Here is a 17,933-nt window from a genome sequence, read left to right on the forward strand (position 1 = left end):
TCTTTTTTAGATTCAAGTTTAACGCTATCGCATACATAATGCAGTTCATTGGAACGCTTAACAACAATCCTGGAATCGATACTGCGGTATTCAAGCGCCTTTGTGTGAGGTCGTGGAGTGTAACGGGATATATTAACCTTATCTGGTCTGTAATTTTTGACCCAGTTTACACTTTTATAGAAATCCTCATCTATTTCTCCTGGAAATCCCACTATAATATCTGTAACCAGTGTTAAATCATCGAACCTATCCCTGAATTTTGTTATAATTTCATCAACCTCTGACATGGTATAATTGCGGTTCATGTATCCGAGTACTTTTTCAGATGCTGATTGTATCGGAAGATGCAAAAACTTGTATATTTTATCGTTTTCATAGACCTTTAAAAGGTCATCAAGTATGGGATACACTGAAAATGGATTCATCATACCTACTCTGATTTTGAAATTACCGGGTATGTATGATACTCTATCCAGCAGTTCTGGTAATAAAACATCATCCTTTTTATCCATCCCATATTGGGCATTATCCTGAGATGTTATCCAGATTTCCCGGCAACCTTCAGAGACTGCAGCCTGAACATCTTCAACAATCGAATCGATATCAAACGACCTGAGTTTACCCCTTGCCGCCCTGACAATACAATAGGCACATCTGTTGTTGCAACCCTGGGATATCTGGCAGATGTGGATATTTTGATTGAAACGGGTTCTTGGTACATTTAAAATTCCATCTGGTTCATACGAAAAGATTTCCAGTCTTTTGAGGGGTTTGGCATTGTTTTTTGCACCGTCTATACTAGCAAGTAACTCACTGATTTTTAATATTGAATTAACACCAAGTATATGAGCATCAGGATTATTATCCAAAATATTTTCAAGCTGGACCTCTGGCATGCACCCGGCAACTATTACATCTACACCGTTTTCACCAAGTTCTCCGATTTTGTGAAGTATTTTTTGTTCTGTTGTGTACTTCACAGTACAGGTGTTTAAAACAACAGCATCTGCACTCTTTTCATCAACCAGTTCATGTCCCTGGCGTTTGATTGAGTTCATCATTATTTCAGAGGCTGCCTGACTGGAGGGGCAGCCATAGGTAGCAACATGGATTTTCATTTTAATGGATATAAAATATATTGAGTAACATATATCTTATGGGACAGCTTTCAATAAAGCCGTAGAGGAGTTTCTTCTTTATCATGGATATACATGGATTCTGTAAACCTCACAACACCGGAGCTTCCCATGGATATGCTGTGAACTCTAGCATCACCGGTCCCAAAAAGATTAACCTGCTTTAGAAAGGGTCCAGAAGTTATTCCGGTTGCTGCAAAGATAATATCCTTACCAGGTACAAGTTGATCTGTTTCAAGGATTTCGTTCATATTGTCCTCAGTTATACCCATATTTCTCAACCGAGGCATCTTTTCTTCTTTTTCCTTCTCGATTTCTTCACTGGATTTTCCTTTGGCTACAGACGGTAGCAACAGTCTTGCAAGGACTTTTCCACCAAGTATTTTTATTGCTGCAGCTGTAAGCACCGCTTCACCTGATCCACCTGAACCCATAACTACATGTACTCCTGAACCACGGATGGCAGTCGCGACACCTGGTATCAGGTCACCATCAGTAACAAGGTTAACACGGGCTCCAGCTTTCCTGATATCCTCAATCATCCTATAGTTGCGCTCTCTGTCTAAAATGACCACTACTATTTCGTCAATATTCCGATTAAGTGCTTTTGCTACGATATTGAGATTGTCAGCTACAGGTGCATCAAGGTCTATTTTCTCTTCAGGATGTTCTTTTTCATATCGAACAACATCTGACCCTACTACAATCTTTTCCATATATACATCAGGTCCGTGGAACAACCCACCTCTTTCGGACATAGCCATCACTGAAATAGCACCCGGCATACCGTTGGCTGCAAGGTTTGTACCTTCCAGTGGGTCTACCGCAATATCCACTTCAAGGTCACCTTTACCGGTACCTACTTCTTCGCCTATATACAGCATTGGAGCCTCATCCCTTTCACCTTCACCGATTTTGATGAGTCCTTTCATGTCAAGACAGTTCAACATCCTGCGCATGGATTCTACAGATACATGGTCTGCATAATTTTTATTCCCCAGTCCTACCTCATGAGCCGCAGCAATAGCTGCAGCTTCTGTTACATTAATCAACCTTGGAAGCAGGTTTTTTTCAATTGGACCTGCATTTTTCATCATTTCCTCAGCTTTTTTAGGATCACTCATTCCATCATCTCGATTCAATTATCTGTCTAAAAGTTATAATAGGACATATATTCTGTTTATATAATACGATTTGGGTATTTCATTTTAAAACATCGACAAGAGCCACACGCTCAAGAACAATGTCAGGTATTTTTTGTTCACCCACAGCATTTATTTCAGGTTCAGTGATGTTAAATTCTGATACGATCAAATCTTTTTTGAATTCATTATAATCTAGCAATGTTTTTTCACTGATTAATTTATTTATACTTTCAAATGCGGATTCAATATTACTATATTGTCCTAGTATAACAATAGCTACGTTATTTGCGCCTTCATGTACCCCCATACTGAAAGCATCTTCAATCTGGCGCTTTCCGGATGCATACCGCATTATTTCTATACCGGTGTCCTTTGCTCTATTGTTTCCATTATCAATTGCTCTCAACGCCTTATTTACTGCAAATTCTAGATGTCGCTTCCCTGCAACCTTGTCCGCATTGAGTGCCTGAACTGTAACATTGTTTACTGATGCTATTTCATTTAATTTCTTTATAAAATCCTGCACATTATCAAGATTAACCGAACCACTTGAAATTTTTATATCCATGGTACCAGATTAGACACATATATGAATAAGGATAACGGTTGTGGATGGATGCTCTGTAACAGTGCAGAGGAAAATATATTTATTTACTTGTATTATTTTTGATTTAACCTGATATTATAACATCAATTATTTAAATAAAAGATAGATTTTAAATCATATCAGCCTATTTAAATGGTTACATCAATCAAAAAGTGGTTAAATATCATTTACTATCATCATTCTTTTCAGGAGATTTTCAATGTATCACCTAGAATGTATTGAATGCGGAAAAAGACACACAAAAGCAGATGTGGTATACACCTGTAGTAAATGCGGAGGATTGCTCGATGTCATCTATGATTATTCCACAATTGAACTGGATATGGACAAAATCAAAAAACAATGTCCATCGGTCTGGAAATACAGGGAAATGCTGCCAGTAGATGAAAACCAAGAACCAATATCAATAGAAGAAGGTGGTACGCCCCTTTATAAATGTGACCGTCTTGCAGATAGGATTGGAATCAAAGGTCTTTATGTGAAACACGAAGGACTCAATCCGACTGGTTCATTCAAGGACAGGGGTATGACTGTTGGGGTATCAAAAGCTATCGAACTTGGTATGAAAACCGTTGCATGTGCATCAACCGGTAATACCTCTGCATCACTTGGAATTTACGGTGCAAGAGCCGGTATCCCTGCAGTTGTACTGTTGCCAGAAGGCAAAGTTGCACTTGGTAAAGTAGCTCAGGCGTTGATGCATGGTGCCAAGGTTTTGAGCTTAAGGGGTAATTTTGACGAAGCACTAGTACTGGTCCGCCAGCTCTGTGATGAAGAAAAATTCTATCTTCTTAATTCAGTAAACCCCTACAGACTGGAAGGACAGAAAACCATAGGATTTGAAATTATCGATCAGTTGGATTTTAATGTACCGGACCGGGTGATGTTACCTGTTGGAAACGCTGGAAACATCACAGCGATTTATAAAGGTTTTAAAGAATTCATGAACATGAGACTAACAGAAAAAATTCCAAAAATGACCGGTATCCAGTCTGAAGGAGCTGCACCAATTGTAAAAGCCTATCAGAACAAACAAAATGACATCACACCGGAAACACATCCTGATACAATCGCAACCGCGATACGTATAGGCAATCCTGTTAATGCGAAGAAGGCACTGAAAGCTATATATGAATCCAAGGGATTAGCTGACACTGTGAACGATGACGAAATAGTGCAAGCTCAAAAAGATTTAGCCCAACTGGAAGGAATTGGTGTTGAGCCGGCAAGTGCATCATCTGTGGCAGGGCTCAAAAAACTGGTTGATGAAGGAATTATAGGAAAGGATGAGACAGTGGTATGTGTTACAACTGGGCACCTACTCAAAGACCCCCAAGAAGTAGTTGATATGTGTCCAAAACCTGTTGTTGTGGACGCCACAATTGAATCAATCCGAAAAGCCGTATTTGAAGACAAATAAGTGGTTTATCAAAGGATGGTCTTAACGATGCAGCAGGATTATAAACCCCATGAAATCGAAAGAAAATGGCAGAAACAATGGGATGAAAACAGGATATTTGAAGCTGATCCAGACAGCAGAAACAAGTTTTTCATTACTGTGCCCTATCCCTATTTAAACGGAAATCTACATGCCGGACATACAAGAACATTTACAATAGGTGATGTTGTAGCAAGGCACAAACGGATGCAGGGTTACAATGTTCTTTACCCCATGGGATTCCATGTGACAGGCACTCCTCTGGTGGGACTTGCTGAACTTATAAAAAAACAGGAACCAAAGACCATGGAAGTATATTCCAAGTATCACGGAATCCCAAAATATACTCTGGAAAACCTGGACACACCTGAAAAAATCGTAGATTATTTTACAGTTGAAGCTGAACAATCGATGCGCTCAATTGGATACTCTATAGACTGGAGACGTAAATTCACAACCACTGGAGATGCCTATAAGAAGTTTATCGAATGGCAATTCAACCTGCTCTATAAAAAGGGATATATTGTCAAAGGTTCACACCCTGTAAAATGGTGTCCCAGTGATGACAATCCTGTAGAAGACCATGATATCCTACATGGGGAAGGAGCCAATATTGTAGACTACACATTTATCAAATTCAAATACGATGATGTGATAATTCCATGTGCCACCCTTCGACCTGAGACCATTTTTGGGGTCACAAACCTCTGGGTTAACCCTGATATAGAACATGTAAAGGTGAAGGTAAAAAAAGAAGATGAAGATGAGGCAGAATACTGGATTGTAAGTAAAAGAGCCTACACAAAACTTCGCTATACTGAAAGAGAAGTGGAGTATATAGAAGATGTGTCTGCCAAATCTCTGATAGGCATTAAAGCAGAAAACCCGGTCACAGGAGATAAAGTAATCAGTCTGCCTGCCTCTTTTGTAACTGATGAATACGGCAGTGGAATTGTAATGAGTGTGCCTGCTCATGCACCCTATGATTACCTTGCACTCAGGGATATGTATGATAAAGACCTGAGTGAATATGGTATTGACGAAAATCCAAAAGATATTGAATTCATTTCATTGATAGATATTCCAGATTATGGGAAATATCCTGCTGTAGAAGCTGTTGAAGAGTATGACGTTTCCGACCAGAACGACCCGCGTGCAGAAGATGCAACCAGAGCCATCTATCGCAAAGAGTTCCACAACGGTGTTCTGAAGGATATTACCGGTAAATATGCGAATATAGAAGTATCCAAAATAAAAGATATTCTCACCCAGGACCTTATCGAACGGGGTATTGGTGAAATTTTGTATGAATTTAGTGAACCCGTTGTCTGTCGTTGTGGAACCCCATGTGTAGTAAAAATGGTTCGAGGTCAATGGTTCCTGAATTATTCTGATCCAGAATGGAAGAACAATGTATACCGTTGCATTGACCAGATGAATATCATCCCTCCTGAATATAGAAACGAATTCAAAAACAAGGTGGACTGGCTCAAAGACAAAGCATGCGCCAGGAAAAAGGGGCTGGGTACGCGACTTCCATTTGACAGTGAATGGCTCATAGAATCTCTGGCTGATTCAACCATATACATGGCATATTACATAATCGGAAAATTTGTGCAGGAGAACCTTACACCTAAACATATGGTTCCTGAGATGTTTGATTATGTAATCCTTGGTAAAGGTGATTCTGGTGAGGTGGCTGATAAAAGTGGCATCAGCAGAGATATACTTGAACAGATGCGATACGAGTTTGAATACTGGTATCCGGTTGATTTAAGGTCATCAGGTAAAGACCTGGTTCCAAACCATTTGCTCTTTTTCCTGTTCCATCATGTCGCAATTTTTGATGAAGATAAATGGCCTCAGGCTATAGCTGTAAATGGATTTGTGTCTCTGGAAGGACAGAAGATGAGCAAATCTAAGGGTCCATTGTTGACCCTTAATGATGCAGTGGAAAGTTACGGTGCGGATGTATCACGAGTTTATATACTGTCAAACGCTGAACAAACACAGGATGCAGACTGGAGAGCCAGTGGCATCGAAGCCACGAAAAAGCAGATTGATCGGTTTTACAACTTTGCAAAGGGAATTATAAATTCTGATATATCCCAGAATAAAGGAGAACTGCATCAAATAGACAGATGGATGTTGAGCAGACTCCAGCATTATATAGAAGAAACCAATAACGCACTTGATACTATTAAAACCCGTAACGCCATTCAAAACTCGTTTTTCTTCCTGTCCAATGATGTAAAATGGTACCAAAGAAGAGGTGGGAATGCTCTGCTCTATGATATACTTGATGTCTGGGTACGCCTGATGTCCCCATTTGCACCCCATATCTGTGAAGAAATCTGGGAATCCATGCGACATAAAGAATCTGATTTTGTATCCCTTGCTGCATATCCAGATCATGACCCGGAACTTATCGATAACGCTGCTGAACTAGGAGAAGATTTAATCAGCTGTACACTGTCAGATATAGAAGAAATAATAAAGGTTACCAAGATAAATCCCAGAAAAATCGTTATCTACACCTCACCTGAATGGAAGATTGAGGCATATCACAGAGCACTTTCAATGCATAATGAGGGCAATCTGAATATAGGAAATCTGATGAAAAACCTGATGCAGGACCCAGAAATAAAATCCTACGGCAAAGAAGTACAAAAATTTGTACAAAAAATTGCACCAAATATCACAAGTATGGATAGGGAAAAATTCGACAAAATCTATAATGCGAATCTGGATGAAGAATCTGCACTAAAAGAGAACCTGAAATTCTTTGAAAAAGAAACTGGATGTACTGTAGAAATAGAAAATGCGGATAACCCTCAATACGACCCGGACAACAAATCCAAATATGCAATCCCATTAAAACCTGCTATCTACATTGAGTAATTTATAAAAGGTCTCAGGATTTTTCCCTGTTTATTTTTTGTTATATTAATTACTTTTTCACCATTTGTAGGAATTTAGAATACAAAAAAGAACCTAGCAGCGTTAAAAAGTCATAAAAACAATAAACATAGGTCAAAAGTTTCTGATTTTGTTTGTTAATATGGATTAATGTTAGAATCTTATATTTTTAATACTGGATGAAGTCGGCATTATAAAGCTTAAATTTTTAGCTCATTGGAAACTTTTCCTGTCATAAACGATTGATAGAAACTGGCAAACCCATTCAAGATGCTCAAAAAGAACTATAAATATAAGGTCATATGGCTTACAAGCTGAATAAGCACAAAATCGTTTCACATGAACACTAATTCAATCCATTGCCTAACAGATAATGCAAAATAAGTATTTTTTAAAATTTCCTGGGTTTGAAAATTATTGGAGAAATAGTATGATACCTATCGAAACTCTTGCGATTATTTTTGGACTGTCGTCTGCCTTATCATGGGGAACAGGGGATTTTGTAGGTGGATGTGCCGCCAGAAGGACAAGTGCTTATTCTGTGGTTCTGGTTACACAAATCATGGGTATTATTACATTCCCAATTCTTGCATTTGCGTTTTCAGAGAGCCTACCTCCGTTAAACAATCTTATGTGGGGTGCTTTTGCAGGATTTTTTGGAGCTGCAGGATTGATAGCACTGTATATGGGTTTGGCCAAAGGAAAAATGAGTATAGTTGCTATCCTGGCTGCAGTTATATCGGTGATTATACCTGTAATATATTCAGCTTTAAATGAAGGTATACCTTCCATTTTTAAAATCACAGGTTTTATTTTTGCAATTATTGGAATATGGTTTATTGTTAGTATGAATGTTGAATCTAATCTAAAAGCAAAATATTTAGAATATCCACTATTTGCAGGTCTATTATTTGGTTTGTTTTTCATATCCATTGATAATTTCAGTGCCACTGCAATTTATTGGCCATTAACAGTTTCAAGAACTACGGCATTTATCATGCTTACAGGATTCATAATGTTAACAAAGGCTGTAAGTAAACCCACATCTTATGTGATTGTAATAGTTATCATTGCAGGATTATTTAACACAGGTGGTGCTACATTTTTTGCTTTGGCTTCAGGAGCTGGAAGATTGGATGTTGCCACAATTCTGTCATCACTAAGTCCTGCAGTTACAGTATTACTGGCATGTATATTATTAAAAGAACAACTTGCTTCGCGTCAATGGTTAGGAATATTATTCTCCCTGGCAGCTATAATCCTTATATCGATTTGACAATCCACATGTACATTTCTAAAGAGCTCTTTGGATTCTCTTTTTTAAATAAAAAGTTTGTATAAACTAAAGTCAAATTATTTCAGGATTATGTGATATATTATTAACATTAATAATACATCTGAAACTAATTAAAATATAACAAATAAATAACCGAACTCAATTATGCTTAATCAGTAGAAGCAGTAGAATTTAATGCACACATATACAGTTCGCTTTTGTTTGTAGGTACTCTTGGCATGACTTACATTTTTATAAATAAATAACTCTTATAAGGATTGAAATATAGGAGAAATGATAAAATGAATCTATACAAAGTAAACTTGGAATACAAAAGCGATGTAAATAAAGAAGAAATACTTGGTCTGGTAAAACAACACGGTGGATATAATATAGAATTGGACCACAATGAATCACCCTTAGAACCTGATGAACTAAAATTTGAAATAAACGAATACGATGCTATCCAAGACATTGACACAAAATTAAATCAAATGTATGAGAACAACACAATCTTTTACTACAAAACGAACGTAGCGGAGTACCAAAAAACAAACGATTTTTCATTCATGAAAGGTTATGATTAATCTTTTTTTTTATAATCTTGTAAGAGTTGAAATTTATTATTAACAGTTACAGATGCATTTGCATGTTTCTTTAATAGGGGGATAAACAGTTGCAGAAGGTTTAAATTGAATAGAACTCATAATTTAGATTGTTAGGATAAAAGGGGCTGTTGTGTATCACCTTTTTGCTTAATATTCTGTGTACGCATATACTGTACTGATAGGTGTTGTCTGTAACATGTCGAAAATAAGCAAAAAGTTTGAAGGTTATATTGCTAATTTAAGTTTAAACCGTAAACTTATCGCGTTTGCATTAACCTTATCCATTCTACCAGTATCCATACTGGGTCTGTATGCCTATGACCAGACCCAGGATTACATTGACTCCGAACTACAAGAGAAATTACAGGAACAGGTTAAACTGGAAAAAGACTATATCAATGCTACATTTTCTATTGCCAAAGAAAGAGTCAGAAATAATCTGAACACATCAAGTAGTGAATTATACTCCATGGGAAATCCCAAGATTGTTAATGGTCATATGGTCATCGATGGGTATATTATCAACAACAATTCAAACATTGTAAATAACCTAACAGAGCAGATAGGTGGCAGAGTCGCTATATTCCAGGTTACAGACAACAGGGCAGTGAAAATTTCGGAAAGCATTGAAGAAAATAATATAGATAATCTAGAAAACGAAAGTTTTGCTCCCGATGAGATGTATAAAACCGCTGTCATAGATGGTAAATCCGACATTATTCGGACAAAAGTACAAAATGAATGGTATCTCAATGCCTATCGTCCCATAGAGGACTCTTCAAATAAAGTTATCGGTATATTGTGTGTTGGAATTCCTGAAAAACCATTCACCAATAAAATAAGAACTCAAGCGGAGACTCTTGTTTCTGGTAAAACTGGATATGTCTACGTAATGAATTCAGACGGGAAGTTAATAATTCATCCATATCTTGAAGGAGAAAATGTTCTTAGCTACGATTTTACACAAGAAATGATATCAAAAAAAGAAGGACATATTCGCTATATATGGGAAGGACGGGACAAACTGGTTGGTTATACCTATTATGAACAAAGAGACTGGATAATTGCATCCGGTGCTTTTGTTGAAGAATTTTATGCTCCATTATATGCAATTCGGAATAGTTTGACTTTTGTAGTACTTGTATTCGCACTATTGGGGTCAACTATAGGTATATGGTTTTCAAGGACCATAACAAAACCTGTAAATGAAATGCTTGAAGCTACCAATAGAGTATCAGAAGGCGATTTTGATGTCGAAATTAAGAACACATCCAAAGATGAAATCGGTCAACTGTCAAACGAATTAAATTCAATGATTGCAAACCTTAAAGAATCAAACAACCTCAAAGACCTGTTTACAGATATACTACGTCATGACCTTTTAAACCCTGTAACTATTATTAAAGGGTATACCGATGTATTGCTTAAAATGGAAAATGACGAAAAGAAAATTAAAACACTGGAGACTATAAAACGCAACACAGATAAACTTATCAACATGATAGAAAATGCATCAAAACTTACAAAATTAAACACAGTTGAGGACCTTGAATTCAAACAACTGGACATAGGTGCCATATTTAAAGAAGTAGTCAAGAATTACCAGCCCTATATCGAAGAAAAACAGATGAATGTGGATTTTAGAGCAGAAGGTGAGTATCCCTCCAGAGCGGATTCATTTATAGAAGATGTATTTTCCAATCTTTTATCCAATGCTGTAAAATACAGTCCTGAAGGAAGTAAAATAATTATAGATATACATGATGCTGGAAAATTCTGGAAAGTAACAGTAACTGACTTCGGGGTTGGTGTAGCAGATGAAAACAAACAGCTGATATTTGAAAGGTTTAAACGTGCAGACAAAGGTGGAGTAAAGGGTTCAGGACTGGGTCTAGCCATTGTTAAAAGAATCATAGAACTGCATGGCGGAGATGTAGGTGTAAAAGATAATCCTGAAGGACAGGGAAGTATTTTCTGGGTTACAGTGGAGAAATATCAGGAGTAAATATTTCAATACAAATCATTACGTCTATCACTTAAAACCGTTATATGGTTTCGAATTTTACTGGTTTCATCTAGATCAATCTGGCGGACCGTAATACCTTCAACATTCCCTGCATCCGCTTTAACTTCCCCCCATGCATCAATTATCATAGAACCTCCAGAATAGGTGGTATACGGGTCATTACCGGTACGATTGCATGCAATATGTGGAATCTGGTTTTCAATCGAACGTGATTTAGCAAGTGTATACCAGTGATTGATTCTGGGGTCTGGAAATTCGGCTATCGTCACAAGTATATCAGAACCCGATAATGCCAGTTTCCTTGCAATTTCAGGAAAACGTAGTTCATAACATATTTCAAGCCCTATAGTCAAATTTTTCAATTTAATCGGAACTATTGAGTCCCCTCTGGAAAAATAGGACTTCTCACGTCCGAATGGATGAGTTTTCCGGTATATTCCAGCAAGTTTTCCTGATTCTATACAGAATCCGAGATTGAAATAGGATTGTCCCCTTATTTCGATGATCGAACCTATCAGTATGCAATCATAATTTTCTGATAATTTTGCCAGTTCCTCTATTGTATGGTATGGGGATGTTTCAGCCAATTTTTCCATATTGTCATAACAAAATCCTGTGGAAAAAACTTCAGGCAATACTATAATTTGTGCACCATCCAAGGCAGCTTTTTCTGACATTGTAACTGCTCTATTAATATTTAACTGTTTATCACAGTGAGATACATCCATCTGTACATACGCAACATTAATACTTGCCATCGATATTTATACTCCATGTTTATGATTTTCATTAGCAGGAATATGTTAAAAAGACAATTTGGTTTGTTTGGTTTTTGGAACAAGTCCTCTAATATCAACCAGTTCTTTCATAATTTCTATCAATATTTCATTTGCCATGTGAACAACGTTTTTGTCGTCATCGTTGATTTCATATGCCCTGTCTCCTGGTGGTATATTAACCCTTGTTATATCAGAACGATACTTTTTGAGATTGGAATCCATCGATTCCTGGATAACACCATCAAATAAATTAAGCTGGTCATGTATCTGTTTTTCACTGAAACCAATCAATTTAAGCTCATGTTTGAAAACTGGTCTTTCAAATAGGTTAAAAGCGATATAAACCATCACAGGTATGCGATATTCTGCATCCAGATGTTTTAAATGGGTACAGAGTAATGAATAGATATCTTCAGAAGTTCCATCAGAATCATTCAGCAGCCTGTAGATTTTGGATGGTGGTATTTCTATTTCAACAAGTTTATCCATATCCCGGAGTGCACGCAGATATCCTGTCAAAAATAGGCGATGTTCATCATACCCTTCATTTTTTAATTCTCGTGTAATCCCACTAATCGATAACTGTCTGCCATCCAATATTTCATTAATTTTTTCATAAAGGTATTTGGGCATATTTATCTCTACTAACTTTAATTATTATCAGCATAAAATTATCGGTTTTGCTTTAAACCTTATCATTCATATAATAATTAAAGTATAATTTATCTTGGATCAGGAACAAATATTTAATAATAAAAAGACAATTTTTAAAACCAATCAATATCATCAGATATTTCCTCCATAAATTAAAACCAACAATTGTAAATAAATATGAATCTAGTACCCCGTAAAATATTTTTCACCAGTGGTATTGGTACACACAAAGAACCACTTGAATCCTTTGAAGCTGCCCTCCGTGATGCAAGTATTGAAAAATTTAACCTAGTGACAGTAAGTTCCATTCTACCACCGGGTTGCGAATTTGTATCAAAAGAAGACGGTCTGTCAGAACTTTGCCCGGGAGAAATTGTATTCTGCGTACTTTCAAGGATTTCTTCAGATGAACCCGGCCGTCAGATAACCACATCTATCGGGTGCGCCGTTCCAAATAACAATGATACAATAGGATATATATCGGAATACCATACAACAGATAAAACAAAAACATCAGCAGGTAATTACGTAGAAAAGCTTGCCAGAGACATGTATCACTCATGGACAAAGGAATATCCATTGAAAACCATACATATTGCAAGGTCAACAGAGGTAAAAAAGGAATCTGGGTGGACAACTGCTATTGCAGCGGCAATTTTTATAATTTGAGAACATATAACTACATATCATCAAATTCTGTGTATTAACCAATTCTCAACCGGTAACAGTGGCCCCATTAAAAGCCAAATAAATTTTAATTTCACAACACATTTATCAAGTTTAAAATCTATATACACTATAAAGACCCTTATTCAAGAGAGATTGGAGGTTGTAGTAGTAATGGGCAAGAGAACTAGAATTATAAATGATCCATCAGAACTGGTCCCGCTTTTAAAGACATTTGGTTCCAGTAAGCACAAACAGGTATACGATGCCCTGTCCAAGATGTGGATGTCAGAAAGACAACTAGAAGAGTATATGGGCGAAGATGTTACCACCAGCATCGATATCCTTAAAAAAGGAGGTCTTATTGAAAGTCAGTGGCAAATGCCAGAACCAGGCAAAAAACCTGAAAAAGAATATCATTCCGCCTATTCTAAAGTACAATCCAATTTTCAATGTTCCCTCGACGACCTGAGCGAGATAATAATGCTGGCTTTTCAACCCTATGAAGAAGTCAAGGATACAATCGAAGAACTGGAAGAACTAGTTAAACAGGGGAACAATTCTTTAAATAATTTAGCCCGTTCACTGAATAAAAGTCCGTTGTATTTGCGTGCTCTTGCAAGAAGGTCAGATAAACTATCTGTAATGGGTCAAAGACTTAGAGCCAAAGAGGATATTAAATGATAGACCTCCTGCAAAGTAAAAGCGGGATCACAAAGTTTTTGATTTTGATAGAAGTAGCTGCCCGCCAACCCAATGTAAGGCAGAAGGAAATTGCCAAGAAAATTGGAGTTACTCCACAAGCTGTTTCCGAATATATGAAGGAATTAGTTGAAGATGGATTTATCTCTTCAGAAGGTAGAGTACAATACAGGATTACAAAAGATGGTGTTGAATGGGTACTGGAAAATGCTGCGGATATGAAACGTTATGCTCGTTTTGTGATGAGTGATATCATCAGTCATGTATCAACCTGGACTGCTATTGCAGAAGAAGACCTTGATAAAAACGAAAAAGTATATCTTGAAATGCGTGATGGTCTGCTCTATGTAAGTAATAACAAAGTCACAAATTCAACCGGAATCACCATAGACGAGGCTAAAAAGGGAGAAGATATAGGAGTTACTGATTTACGTGGACTAATAGACCTTGAAATTGCAAAGATTACAGTATGCAAAATCCCAAAGGTTGAGCGTGGGGGTTCCAGAAAGGTAGACCTTGAAAGACTGCAAACCTTATCCAAATCCAAATCCTATATAGCTGCTATTGGTACAGAATCACTTATAGCTCTTCAGAAAATCGGATTGAAACCTGATGTGATGTTTGGTGCAAAAGAATCAATTGTAGAGGCTGCATTTCATGGTTTATCATCACTTGTTCTGGTTATCGATGAAGAGATTGCTACTATATTAAGCCGGCTGGAATCCGAAGACATGGAATATGAATTAATTGACCTGACAAAACCGTAAAGGAGTAAATTATGAAAATACTTGCAATTTCTGATACACATATTAATAAAGCAAATACCCCTCAAAACCTTACAGAGTTGATAGATGACTATGAATTGGTCATCCATGCCGGTGACTTCACATCTATAGATTGTTATAATGAATTTGAATCCACAGGAAAACTCAAAGCTGTATATGGTAATGCTGATGACCCAGAACTCAAAAAACTGCTCCCTGAGAAAATAAAATTTGACGTAGAAGGATTCACCATAGGTGTAATTCATGAAGGCGCATTATCCGTTACTGATACACTTGCTTATAGATATCTAGCTCTGGAAATGGAAGTGGATGTACTGATATTTGGACATCTTCACCGACCTATAGTAGAACAAGAAGACGTCATGCTGGTCTGTCCAGGTTCACCCACAAAACCCAGGATGTCACCGCCTACAGGAGTGGAAATAACAATTGAAAATGGCTCTGTTACAGGACGTATAATCGAACTTGAAGGGGGTTCATGTGAATCGCTTGAATTAACCCGCAAATTCAGGGAAGAAGATGAAAGTTAATACTGTACCAATTAATTCACTCAGTGATAATTATCAGAAGTTTCAAGCTTGAATATAACTCCCATATCCTGCAGACTGAGATGGACTTTATCTCCAAATTCCAGGACTTCATATACATCTACATTTTCTCCCCAATCATACACGTAATCATAGGGACCCTGTATCGGCTGGAATCCAAGTGACATGAGTCTGTTTTTTATTTCTGAAGGTGTAGCTCCTCCATCACTGTTATACCATATCAAAAGATAGGTTTTCATATTTCATCACCACTTTATATATTTGCTTTTTTATTTATCATAGTTTTGGTTATCAAATTGTGAAAAAAAAATGAGCATCAACCAAGTGCTAATTCACACATGATAGACGCAAAACAGGATATGTTTTTTATTCGGTTTCTTTAAGGGACTGCAGTGCCTGACGAACCATTTCATAATAGTGATTTTTATCAGGGTTGTAGTGATCTACAGCTTTTTTGATGTTTGGGTCATCACAACCAAGAGATTTGATGCGCTCAAGGGTATGTTTTGCTGCATCCATGACCCACATATCCCGGGTATCTCCATCAACCACATTTATTGATTCAGGCCGAACTGAAGTTATAACATCACCTTCATCTGTAGTATAGGTATTTGGTTTCCCCACGATTGCTACAAATGCAGGTTTTTCACATTCAGAAAGGACCTGTGCAGCTTCCGGTTGATATTGACCGGCGTAGATCAAAAAAGACCCTGTTGGGTCTGAAACACGTCCCCTGAGAAACTCCGATTCGGTACCTATATCTTCTGTTTCTGTAAGTGTCCCTACAATAAAAAGTCGGTTTACCTTTGCACCTGTAGGAGTTAAAAGATACTGTGGAGAATACTGATCTTCACCGTCTTTAAATGTCAGATTGGATTCCTTGAATTCCTGAGCAAATACACGTTTTGCAACTTCTCTAATAAATGCCGCCATTTATACCACCTCAGCTGAGGCAATGAGTTCATCAAGAGCATTTTCATCAAACCTTGATTGCTGTTCAATTGACTCTACCAAGACATACCGGTCAAGTTTTGGACCTGTGATTGTGTAATATTTACCCATAAGTTTACTTTTCAAATATTCAAGAACTACACTCGGATCAAGTGCTTCTGATGCCATGGATTTGGCACTATCAAGGGTTATATCACCAATATATTCGGTCATCTCCCGGTTCAAAAGTGCCTCATGTACAGATTCACCATCATCCAGAACAGCTTTAATCCTTAAATCATAGACCCCCTCAACTTTCCCGTGTTCCGGGCAGGCTCCTTTTGACAGCGGACGATTACATTCTGGACATCGTTTTATAAGCCCTGACCCTGATTGCATATCGACCATTGCTCCACTCACAGTAACCGAGGACGTCCCAATTTCTATATCCTCATCGATTTCCTCTATACCACTTGTCCTGTTAAAGTTAATCTGGAATTTACCGTTCCACTCATCAACTACAACATTTCTGAACTGATAGGTTTTACCTTCCTCTACTTCTGGAAGATTTGCATTAGCCCAATTTACAAATTTGATTGTACTGGTTGGGTCTCCTACTATACCTACTTGCGATATAGATTCGTGAGAATTATCCCAGATCTGGAGTACTTTAGCCTTGACATTGACCCATTTACCATCTTCCACTAGGTCTTTGATATTAACAAGGGGTGTTTCCATCTGACTTCCATAGAATTCATTTCTTGGTATGTTATGTTCCTTCAAAAAATAGTTCGTGACACTTCTTCGTGCTTCACTCATAGGAACTTTGAACTTGGAAGTTAATTTATTAAGTCTTTCTTCGATTTCTTCCTGTGGAATGTCTACACCAAAATCAGAAAACCTATCTCTGATTTCTTTTGCTGTTTCTTTTTCATCCATTGTAATACACCTATTACCTCTTGTTTGTTTTAATTAGAGAGGCATATAGTGATATGTTTTATTTTTATATAAAATTATTCAGCAGAGTGAAAGTATTATTCAGTTTTAAAATCCATACACACCCTGTGAATTATTTTTCAAGCATATCAGCCACAGCCTTCGCAGAATCCCCTTCACCAATAACAGTAACTACATCATTATACTCAAGAACAAGATCTCCGTGTGCAATAATTGATTCTTCATCTCTTCTGACCATTAACATCAGGCTTTCTCTGGGTAATGATAGGTCCTTTACAGTTTTTCCAACAACGGCTGGGTTGGTTACTGTTACTTCCAGAATTTCGCCTTCACCACCTACCTCACACATGGAGAACATATGAGGTCTGCCTATCATATTATCAAGAACTATAGCCGTTGTCTTGGCAGGGCTCATTGAACGGATTTCAAGGTCCCAGAATGCATGAAGGTTTTCCACATCATTTACTCTTGCTACAAGCTGATCCTTTTTGAATCCAAACTTGCTTTTTGCCACCTGACAGACAAGAAGGTTGGTATTGTCTTTATCTGTAGTGGCAATCACATATTTTGCATTCTCGATCCCTGCGTCTTTGAGAACATTCATGTCTTCCCCATCACCATGAACCGCTCTGATTCCTGAATTCATCAATTCATGACATTTTTCTTTTGATGAATCAACAACTACTACATTCTCACCCCGTTTTTCAAGCCTTTTTGCCAACAATCTTCCTACATGCCCTCCACCTACAATTAATAC

General features: G+C 37.4%; 18 protein-coding genes. 9 read left to right on the top strand and 9 right to left on the bottom strand.

All coding sequences use genetic code 11. From position 1 onward, the window contains the following. From ACLFMM_RS05045 to cgi121, 3 genes are all read right to left on the bottom strand, one after another. Window positions 1–1,118, bottom strand: a 1,118-nt coding sequence (locus ACLFMM_RS05045; RefSeq protein ID WP_410807624.1) for a tRNA (N(6)-L-threonylcarbamoyladenosine(37)-C(2))-methylthiotransferase, incomplete at its 3' end; no start/stop codon positions are given. Window positions 1,119–1,168: 50 nt separating this feature from the next. Next, window positions 1,169–2,260 carry a class II fructose-bisphosphatase gene (gene glpX, locus ACLFMM_RS05050; protein WP_410807625.1) on the bottom strand — a complete coding sequence of 364 codons (1,092 nt, stop codon included), beginning with the start codon at window positions 2,258–2,260 and terminating at the stop codon, window positions 1,169–1,171. 79 nt (window positions 2,261–2,339) lie between these two features. Further along, a complete protein-coding gene (cgi121, locus tag ACLFMM_RS05055; RefSeq protein WP_410807626.1) occupies window positions 2,340–2,849 on the bottom strand; it encodes a KEOPS complex subunit Cgi121 in 510 nt (169 codons plus the stop codon). 238 nt (window positions 2,850–3,087) lie between these two features. Here cgi121 and thrC point away from each other — a divergent pair, with 238 nt between their 5' ends. The 5 genes from thrC (at window position 3,088) to ACLFMM_RS05080 (ending at window position 11,134) form a co-directional block, all read left to right on the top strand. Continuing rightward, window positions 3,088–4,308, top strand: coding sequence for a threonine synthase (gene thrC / locus ACLFMM_RS05060; RefSeq protein ID WP_410807627.1), 1,221 nt, complete (start codon window positions 3,088–3,090; stop codon window positions 4,306–4,308). Between the two features lie 27 nt (window positions 4,309–4,335). Further along, on the top strand, window positions 4,336–7,227 hold the full coding sequence (leuS, locus tag ACLFMM_RS05065; protein WP_410807628.1) for a leucine--tRNA ligase: 2,892 nt from the start codon (window positions 4,336–4,338) through the stop codon (window positions 7,225–7,227). A 448-nt stretch (window positions 7,228–7,675) separates the two neighbouring features. Further along, the gene (locus tag ACLFMM_RS05070) at window positions 7,676–8,521 is read left to right on the top strand and encodes an EamA family transporter (RefSeq protein WP_410807629.1); all 846 of its coding nucleotides are present in this window, start codon (window positions 7,676–7,678) and stop codon (window positions 8,519–8,521) included. 302 nt (window positions 8,522–8,823) lie between these two features. Further along, entirely contained in the window at window positions 8,824–9,108 is a 285-nt protein-coding gene (locus ACLFMM_RS05075) for a hypothetical protein (protein ID WP_410807630.1), read from the top strand. Window positions 9,109–9,325: 217 nt separating this feature from the next. Then, window positions 9,326–11,134, top strand: a complete 1,809-nt coding sequence (locus ACLFMM_RS05080; protein WP_410807631.1) for a Cache 3/Cache 2 fusion domain-containing protein — start codon at window positions 9,326–9,328, stop codon at window positions 11,132–11,134. A gap of 5 nt (window positions 11,135–11,139) precedes the next feature. On the opposite strand, the gene ACLFMM_RS05085 is transcribed toward ACLFMM_RS05080, so the two are convergent. Together ACLFMM_RS05085 and ACLFMM_RS05090 are read right to left on the bottom strand one after the other, a co-directional pair. Beyond that, the gene (locus ACLFMM_RS05085; RefSeq protein ID WP_410807632.1) at window positions 11,140–11,913 is read right to left on the bottom strand and encodes a nitrilase-related carbon-nitrogen hydrolase; all 774 of its coding nucleotides are present in this window, start codon (window positions 11,911–11,913) and stop codon (window positions 11,140–11,142) included. Window positions 11,914–11,958: 45 nt separating this feature from the next. Then, window positions 11,959–12,567 carry a hypothetical protein gene (locus tag ACLFMM_RS05090; protein WP_410807633.1) on the bottom strand — a complete coding sequence of 203 codons (609 nt, stop codon included), beginning with the start codon at window positions 12,565–12,567 and terminating at the stop codon, window positions 11,959–11,961. A 198-nt stretch (window positions 12,568–12,765) separates the two neighbouring features. Here ACLFMM_RS05090 and ACLFMM_RS05095 point away from each other — a divergent pair, with 198 nt between their 5' ends. The 4 genes from ACLFMM_RS05095 (at window position 12,766) to ACLFMM_RS05110 (ending at window position 15,271) form a co-directional block, all read left to right on the top strand. Continuing rightward, window positions 12,766–13,257 (top strand): pyruvoyl-dependent arginine decarboxylase, encoded by a 492-nt coding sequence (locus tag ACLFMM_RS05095; RefSeq protein ID WP_410807634.1) that lies wholly within the window; start codon window positions 12,766–12,768, stop codon window positions 13,255–13,257. A gap of 171 nt (window positions 13,258–13,428) precedes the next feature. Continuing rightward, entirely contained in the window at window positions 13,429–13,938 is a 510-nt protein-coding gene (locus ACLFMM_RS05100) for an ArsR family transcriptional regulator (RefSeq protein WP_410807635.1), read from the top strand. After that, entirely contained in the window at window positions 13,935–14,723 is a 789-nt protein-coding gene (locus ACLFMM_RS05105; RefSeq protein ID WP_410807636.1) for a winged helix-turn-helix transcriptional regulator, read from the top strand. Before ACLFMM_RS05100 ends, ACLFMM_RS05105 begins: the two co-directional genes overlap by 4 nt. 11 nt (window positions 14,724–14,734) lie before the next feature. Further along, window positions 14,735–15,271: a metallophosphoesterase gene (locus ACLFMM_RS05110; RefSeq protein WP_410807637.1), complete on the top strand. Its 537-nt coding sequence runs from the start codon at window positions 14,735–14,737 to the stop codon at window positions 15,269–15,271. 20 nt (window positions 15,272–15,291) lie between these two features. Here the strand turns inward: ACLFMM_RS05110 and ACLFMM_RS05115 are convergent, their stop codons facing one another. The 4 genes from ACLFMM_RS05115 to ACLFMM_RS05130 all read right to left on the bottom strand — a co-directional run. Continuing rightward, complete coding sequence (locus tag ACLFMM_RS05115) at window positions 15,292–15,528, bottom strand: hypothetical protein (RefSeq protein ID WP_410807638.1); 237 nt, start codon at window positions 15,526–15,528, stop codon at window positions 15,292–15,294. Window positions 15,529–15,655: 127 nt separating this feature from the next. Then, window positions 15,656–16,222: an RPA family protein gene (locus ACLFMM_RS05120; RefSeq protein WP_410807639.1), complete on the bottom strand. Its 567-nt coding sequence runs from the start codon at window positions 16,220–16,222 to the stop codon at window positions 15,656–15,658. Continuing rightward, on the bottom strand, window positions 16,223–17,158 hold the full coding sequence (locus tag ACLFMM_RS05125) for a replication factor A (protein ID WP_410807640.1): 936 nt from the start codon (window positions 17,156–17,158) through the stop codon (window positions 16,223–16,225). A 130-nt stretch (window positions 17,159–17,288) separates the two neighbouring features. Beyond that, the coding region (locus tag ACLFMM_RS05130) for a potassium channel family protein (protein WP_410807641.1) at window positions 17,289–17,933 on the bottom strand (645 nt) is incomplete at its 5' end.

Origin of the sequence: Methanohalobium sp., from assembly GCF_046546175.1 — an archaeon.
Classification (GTDB): Archaea; Halobacteriota; Methanosarcinia; order Methanosarcinales; family Methanosarcinaceae; genus Methanohalobium.

Coding starts and splice junctions, on each gene's coding strand:
- ACLFMM_RS05100 (WP_410807635.1), top strand. CDS start 13,429: ATGGGCAAGAGAACTAGAATTATAAATGATCCATCAGAACTGGTCCCG.
- ACLFMM_RS05115 (WP_410807638.1), bottom strand. CDS start 15,528: ATGAAAACCTATCTTTTGATATGGTATAACAGTGATGGAGGAGCTACA.
- ACLFMM_RS05125 (WP_410807640.1), bottom strand. CDS start 17,158: ATGGATGAAAAAGAAACAGCAAAAGAAATCAGAGATAGGTTTTCTGAT.
- glpX (WP_410807625.1), bottom strand. CDS start 2,260: ATGAGTGATCCTAAAAAAGCTGAGGAAATGATGAAAAATGCAGGTCCA.
- leuS (WP_410807628.1), top strand. CDS start 4,336: ATGCAGCAGGATTATAAACCCCATGAAATCGAAAGAAAATGGCAGAAA.
- ACLFMM_RS05105 (WP_410807636.1), top strand. CDS start 13,935: ATGATAGACCTCCTGCAAAGTAAAAGCGGGATCACAAAGTTTTTGATT.
- ACLFMM_RS05095 (WP_410807634.1), top strand. CDS start 12,766: ATGAATCTAGTACCCCGTAAAATATTTTTCACCAGTGGTATTGGTACA.
- ACLFMM_RS05110 (WP_410807637.1), top strand. CDS start 14,735: ATGAAAATACTTGCAATTTCTGATACACATATTAATAAAGCAAATACC.
- thrC (WP_410807627.1), top strand. CDS start 3,088: ATGTATCACCTAGAATGTATTGAATGCGGAAAAAGACACACAAAAGCA.
- ACLFMM_RS05090 (WP_410807633.1), bottom strand. CDS start 12,567: ATGCCCAAATACCTTTATGAAAAAATTAATGAAATATTGGATGGCAGA.
- ACLFMM_RS05080 (WP_410807631.1), top strand. CDS start 9,326: ATGTCGAAAATAAGCAAAAAGTTTGAAGGTTATATTGCTAATTTAAGT.
- ACLFMM_RS05120 (WP_410807639.1), bottom strand. CDS start 16,222: ATGGCGGCATTTATTAGAGAAGTTGCAAAACGTGTATTTGCTCAGGAA.
- cgi121 (WP_410807626.1), bottom strand. CDS start 2,849: ATGGATATAAAAATTTCAAGTGGTTCGGTTAATCTTGATAATGTGCAG.
- ACLFMM_RS05070 (WP_410807629.1), top strand. CDS start 7,676: ATGATACCTATCGAAACTCTTGCGATTATTTTTGGACTGTCGTCTGCC.
- ACLFMM_RS05075 (WP_410807630.1), top strand. CDS start 8,824: ATGAATCTATACAAAGTAAACTTGGAATACAAAAGCGATGTAAATAAA.
- ACLFMM_RS05085 (WP_410807632.1), bottom strand. CDS start 11,913: ATGGCAAGTATTAATGTTGCGTATGTACAGATGGATGTATCTCACTGT.